The sequence below is a fragment of the Kitasatospora sp. NPDC057198 genome (assembly GCF_042670125.1).
GTDB lineage: Bacteria > Actinomycetota > Actinomycetes > Streptomycetales > Streptomycetaceae > Kitasatospora.
In genome coordinates this window covers 1-5,292 of the sequence record NZ_JBHUWH010000513.1, presented here as the reverse complement: position 1 = coordinate 5,292, position 5,292 = coordinate 1, and the positions used below count along the sequence as shown (strand labels likewise).

The 5,292-nt window shown below is 77.0% G+C and carries 5 protein-coding genes; 2 read left to right on the top strand and 3 right to left on the bottom strand.

Annotation, left to right across the window (positions count from 1 at the left end):
* Window positions 1–183: 183 nt before the first annotated feature.
* Both ACFUEL_RS34410 and ACFUEL_RS34405 read right to left on the bottom strand, forming a co-directional pair.
* Window positions 184–1,506: an NAD(P)/FAD-dependent oxidoreductase gene (locus tag ACFUEL_RS34410; RefSeq protein WP_380241292.1), complete on the bottom strand. Its 1,323-nt coding sequence runs from the start codon at window positions 1,504–1,506 to the stop codon at window positions 184–186.
* Window positions 1,507–1,974: 468 nt separating this feature from the next.
* The gene (locus ACFUEL_RS34405; RefSeq protein WP_380241290.1) at window positions 1,975–2,898 is read right to left on the bottom strand and encodes a TIGR01777 family oxidoreductase; all 924 of its coding nucleotides are present in this window, start codon (window positions 2,896–2,898) and stop codon (window positions 1,975–1,977) included.
* 67 nt (window positions 2,899–2,965) lie between these two features.
* Here ACFUEL_RS34405 and ACFUEL_RS34400 point away from each other — a divergent pair, with 67 nt between their 5' ends.
* Window positions 2,966–3,469 (top strand): GNAT family N-acetyltransferase, encoded by a 504-nt coding sequence (locus tag ACFUEL_RS34400; RefSeq protein ID WP_380241288.1) that lies wholly within the window; start codon window positions 2,966–2,968, stop codon window positions 3,467–3,469.
* Window positions 3,470–3,635: 166 nt separating this feature from the next.
* The gene (locus ACFUEL_RS34395; RefSeq protein ID WP_380241286.1) at window positions 3,636–4,583 is read left to right on the top strand and encodes a DUF2510 domain-containing protein; all 948 of its coding nucleotides are present in this window, start codon (window positions 3,636–3,638) and stop codon (window positions 4,581–4,583) included.
* A gap of 83 nt (window positions 4,584–4,666) precedes the next feature.
* On the opposite strand, the gene ACFUEL_RS34390 is transcribed toward ACFUEL_RS34395, so the two are convergent.
* Window positions 4,667–5,182 (bottom strand): DUF4240 domain-containing protein, encoded by a 516-nt coding sequence (locus tag ACFUEL_RS34390; protein WP_380241285.1) that lies wholly within the window; start codon window positions 5,180–5,182, stop codon window positions 4,667–4,669.
* Window positions 5,183–5,292: the final 110 nt, after the last annotated feature.

Sequence of the window (5,292 nt, the reverse complement as noted above, 5' to 3'; positions counted from 1 at the left end):
CGGTCGGAGCCCATCGAAGGTCGGTGCTGCTGCGTGCCGTAACAGAACCAGAAGCGGCGGCACCCAACGGCAGTGAACCGCCAGCAGCCACGGGCTCGCCGTTCCCCGAGCCCCTGGCGGGGGCTCTCGCCGTTCCCCGAGCCCCTGGCGGGGGCTCTCGCCGTTCCCCGAGCCGTTCCCGCCTTACGCTGCTGCCCGCTCCGTCTCCGGTTCGACCCGCACGCCGAGGTCGCGCAGGACGGCTTCCGCGGCCCGTCGGCCGGAGACCAGCGCGCCCTGCACCGTCCCGGTGTCGCGGTGGTCGCCGCACACGTACAGCCCGGCGAGCAGTCGCACCGAGCGGCGGAAGTGGTGCGGCGGGGGCATCGCGACCACCGCGTCGGGCACGTGGCGGACGGTCAGGAACTCCCAGGCCCCGGTGGCGGTCCCGTACAGCTCCGCCAGTCGCCGCCGGACGGCGCTCTCGTCGCCGGCCGGGCCGCCGGAGTCGAAGGCGCGGCGGCCCAGCACGGTGGTGGCGATCAGCGCGCGGCCGTCGGCGGCGTACGAGGGGTCGGCGTCGCTGAGCACCAGCGAGTGCGAGACGCCGGAGCGTTCGGCGTCCAGCAGCAGGACGGCCTCGCCCAGGGGGGAGCGCTCCGCCACGTGGTAGTAGGTGGTGACGGGGTGGAAGCCGGGCTGCCGCAGGCCCGGCAGCAGGGTCGCCGCCGTCGCCGCGTCGGTGGCGACGACCACCGCGCGGGAGCGGATCCGGCCGTGCCCGGCGGTCTCCACGCCGTCCGTGCCGACCGAGGTGACTTCGACGCCCAGCCGCAGGGCACCCTCCGGGAGCCGGGCGGCCAGCTGCTCGGGGACGGCCCCGACGCCCGCCGCCGGGACGCACAGCCGACCGCGGGCGTAGGCGCGCAGCACCAGGTCGGCGACCCGGCTGGAGGTGCCGAGCGCGGGGTCGGACAGCAGCGCGCCGAGCAGCGGGCGCAGGAAGCCGTCGACGGTGCGGGCGGGCAGGCCGCGGTCGGCCAGGGCGCGGGCGGCGGTGGTCTCGGGGCGGGCCAGCAGCCGTTCGACGGGCGTCGCGGCCAGCCGGGACATCGCGGCGGCCAGCCGGGCCTTGTCCAGCGGGGTGCCGAGCGGTCCGCGGGTGGCGGCCTGCCGGGCGGGGGTGAGCCGCGGGTCGCCGACCCGGTAGCCGCGGCCGCCGCTGTGCACCAGGACGCCGGGGGAGAGCGGGCGCAGTTCCAGCCGGTCGAGGTCGAGGCGGCGTCCCAGTTCGGGGTGGGCGGTGTTGAGCAGGTGGCCGCCGTGGTCGAGCCGGAAGCCGTCGAGTTCGCGGGTGGCCAGCCGGCCGCCGACGCGTTCGCCGGCCTCCAGGACCTGGACGTCCAGGCCCTGGGCGGCGAGCAGGGTCGCGGCGGTCAGTCCGGCGGCGCCGGCGCCGACGACGATCGCGTCGGGGTCGCCGGACGGGCCGCGCTGGGCGCGGCCGATGAAGTCCTGTGCGGGCACGAGTGGGTGCTCCCTCCCTGGCGGAGCCCTCCGCGGCCGCCGCGCGCGGCGGTGCCCGCGAGCGGGTGGGCGCCGGGGCGGGCAGCGGGGGGCCGGGCGTGGTCCGCACTGGTGATGCCCCGTCATCCGCCGCTCCAGACAGCGGGGTGACGCCCAATCGGTTCATCGCACCGGAAGGTCGACACAGTGCCGCCGGACGATTACCCACCGTGCGTCAAACGGGGCGCGCGGAGCGGGAACGGGCGCGCACCGTCACCGCCCACGCCCTGCGCGCCGCCCGGTTGCACCCGTGCGCCCCCCGCTGACGCCCCGTCACCTACCGGGGGCACCCCGTCACCTGCCGGGGCGTCCCGGCCCCTCCTGCGGCGCTCCGGCACCTCCTGCGGCGCCCCGTAACCTCCTGCGGCGCTCCGTCATCTCCTGCGCCGTCCCGTCACCTGCCGCTGCGGTGCCCCGGCGGGAGAGCGCTCACCGCAGCCCGAGCGCCGCCGCGACGATCGCCCCGGCGTCGGGGTCGCGGAACGCGAAGCCCGCGTCCAACAGCGCCGCCGGCACCACCCGGTGGCTGCCCACCACCTCCACGGCCATCTCGCCGAGCACGGTGCGCAGTGCCCACTCCGGCACCGCGAACACCGCCGGACGCCCGAGCTGCCGGGCGAGTTCCGCGGTCAGCTCGCGGTTGGTGACCGGCTCCGGGCCGGTCAGGTTGACCGGCCCGGACAGCTCGCGGCGGTCGATCAGGAAGCGCAGCGCGGCGACCTCGTCGGCCAGCGAGATCAGCGACCAGTACTGCCCGCCGTTCCCGAGCCGTCCGCCCAGCGCCAGTTTGAACAGCGGCAGCAGCCGGGCCCCGGCGCCGCCCCCGGCGTCGAGCACCAGCCCGGTGCGCGGGTGCACCACCCGGATCCCGGCGTCCGCGGCGGGCCGCGCGGCCCGCTCCCACTCCTGGCAGACCGTGGCCAGGAAGTCGCTCCCGGCGGGCGCGCCCTCGTCGATCACCTGGTCGCCGGTCTGCCCGTAGTAGCCGACCGCGGAGGCGCTCACCAGCACCTCCGGCGGCTCCTCGAGCCGGGCCAGCGCGGCGGCCAGCGTCTCGGTGCCCAGCACCCGGCTGTCCCGGATCTCCCGCCGGTAGGCGTCCGTCCAGCGCCGGTCGCCGACGCCCGCCCCGGCCAGGTGCACCACGGCGCCCACGCCCTCCAGCGCGGCCGCGTCGATCTGCATCAGCAGGGGGTTCCAGCCGACCCCGACCGTCCCGTCCGGCTGCGGCCCGGTGCGCGAGCGCTGCCGCACCAGCCGCAGCACCTCGTGCCCGTCCGCCAGCAGGGAGTCCACCAGCGCGGACCCGATCAACCCCGTGGAGCCTGTCACCGCGATTCGCATGCCGGCCATCCTCCCAGTCCACCGGCGCCCGCCGGTTCAGAAACCCCGTGCGGGGCCGCGCCGGACGGCGTCTACGATGGCCCGCATGCCCTCCGACGATGTGATCATCCGCCCGGCGCGGGACGAGGACGAGCGCGCCATCCGCGCCGTCGACCACGCGGCCTGGTCCCCGCTCGGCGAGGTCGCCCCGCGCGGCCCCGAGGACGCCCCGGTCTTCGACGAGGAGCACCGCCCCGGGCAGTACCTGCTGGCCGAACTCGACGGCCGGGTGGTCGGCTACGTCCGCCAGGTCGGCGAGATCCCGCTGCCCTCCAACGTGCACGTCCGCCAGATCCAGGGCCTGGGCGTGCTGCCCGAGGCCCGCGGCCGCCGGATCGGCGAGGCCCTGCTCGCCGCCGCCTGCGAGGCGGCCCGCGCCGACGGCGCCCGCCGGATGACGCTCCGGGTGCTCGCCCGCAACGCCCCGGCCCGCCGCCTCTACGAACGGGCCGGCTTCGAGGTGCTCGGCGTGCTGCCCGAGCACTTCCTGCTGGACGGCGACTACGTGGACGACGTCTGGATGGGCCGCGCCCTGGACTGACCCGCCCGCCTGCAGCCGCCTGCAGCCGCCTGCACCCGCCTGCGCCGGCCGATACCTGCCTGCACCCGCCGGCACCCGTCGGTTCGTCAACCCACCTTCCCGGTGCCCGATTCGTGACCGTCGGGCGGCTGGGGAGGGCGGCCCCCGGGGCGGTACGGTAGCGGCCGTGAGCACCCCGACGCCGCCCGGCTGGTACCCCGTCCCCGGCACCGGGCAGGAACGCTGGTGGGACGGCACCGCCTGGACGGACTCCCACCGCCAGGCCGGCCTGGTCAACGACGCGGTCACCCAGACCTGGCAGGTCGCCCCCGGCCCCCCGCCCCCGACCACACCCCCGTTCCAGCCCCCGTTCCAGCCCCCGTTCCAGCCGGGTCCGCCCCCGGCCCGCTCCGGCCGGGGCCCGCTGATCGCCACCGTCTCGGTCGCCGTGCTGCTGCTGGCCGGCGTGATCGGCACCGTGGTGTGGGCCGTGCAGCCGGACGACCCGAAGAAGGCCGGGCCCGCGCCGACCATCACCGTCGGCGTCTCCACCCCGGCCGGCTCCGACCCGCCGCGCTCCCCGTCCCCGACCCCGCACGCCACCGACACCGACGACACCAGCGCGGACGACACCGACAGCAGCCCCGCCCCGGCCCTGCAACTCGCCGACAAGGCCCACGGTTGGAGCGTCCCGCTGCCCGACGGCTGGACCGCCGAACCCGCCAACGAGCGGGCGACGGTGGTGGAGATCTCCGGCCAGTACGCCTGCGAGCAGTCCGAGTCCCTCTGCCTGCGCGGCCAGTTCGCGGTCGCCGCGGACAGCGTCGACGCCGCCGACACCCAGGCCGCCGCCGAACAGGCCATGGCCGACTTCGCCGCCGTCGCCTTCGGCACCCTGCGCACCCACCGGGAGGAGTCGGCCGGCACCCTCACCGTCGCGGGCAGCGACGGCTGGGCGATCCGCTGGTACGTCGAACCCGAGCAGGGCGCGGCCGGATTCGCCGTGGTCGCGGCCGTGCCGGACCCGGACGGCAGCGGCTACGTCATCCTGCGCGGCGGCGTGGACGACGACCCCAAGGCCCCGGACCCGGCCGTGCTGGACGACATCATCCAGGGCATCACCACCGCCTCCTGACCCGCCCGGACAGCACCCGCCCGGACAGCACCCGCCCGGCCGCCACCCGCCCGGCCGCCACCCGAACGGCGCGCCGCCCGCCCTCAGTCCCCGTACAGCTCCCACAGCCGCGGGTAGCGCTCCGCCAGCCGGGCCCTGTCCGAGAAGTCGAACCACACCCCGTACGCGGCCGCGGGCTGCCGCACCCCCAGGTCCGGCAGCGGCAGCCCGGTCAGCCGCTCGTACGCCTCGTCGGCGGCGTAGCCGAGCTCCTCCCCGTCGCCGTCCTCCTCCTCGTCGAAGTCCGGCACCAGCTCGGCCAGCGCGTCCGGCTCGTGCACCGCGCCCTCGAACACCTCCCGGCCCTGGCCGATCAGCCAGCACCGGAAGTAGTCGAAGCCGTCCTCCGAGGCGCCGTCGAGCAGCAGGTACGCGGCGCCCCACAGCTCCACCGTGTACGCCCGCTGGAAGCGCGCCTCGAACTGCCGGGCGAAGTCCAGCACCTCGTCCGGGGTGAGCCGCAGCAGCCGTTCGACCAGTGCCTCGGCCTGCTCGTCCGGGTCGCCCGCGGCCGCCTCCCGGGCCCCGTCGACCAGTTGCCAGAATCCCGTCTCGTCCATCACCGCTCCAGCCTCCACGATCGCCGCCCCGCCCGCACCCGATCGGGCCGCCGACCGGGCCGGAACGCGCGGGAGCCCCGCACCGTCCGGGGACTGTCTCTTATACACGG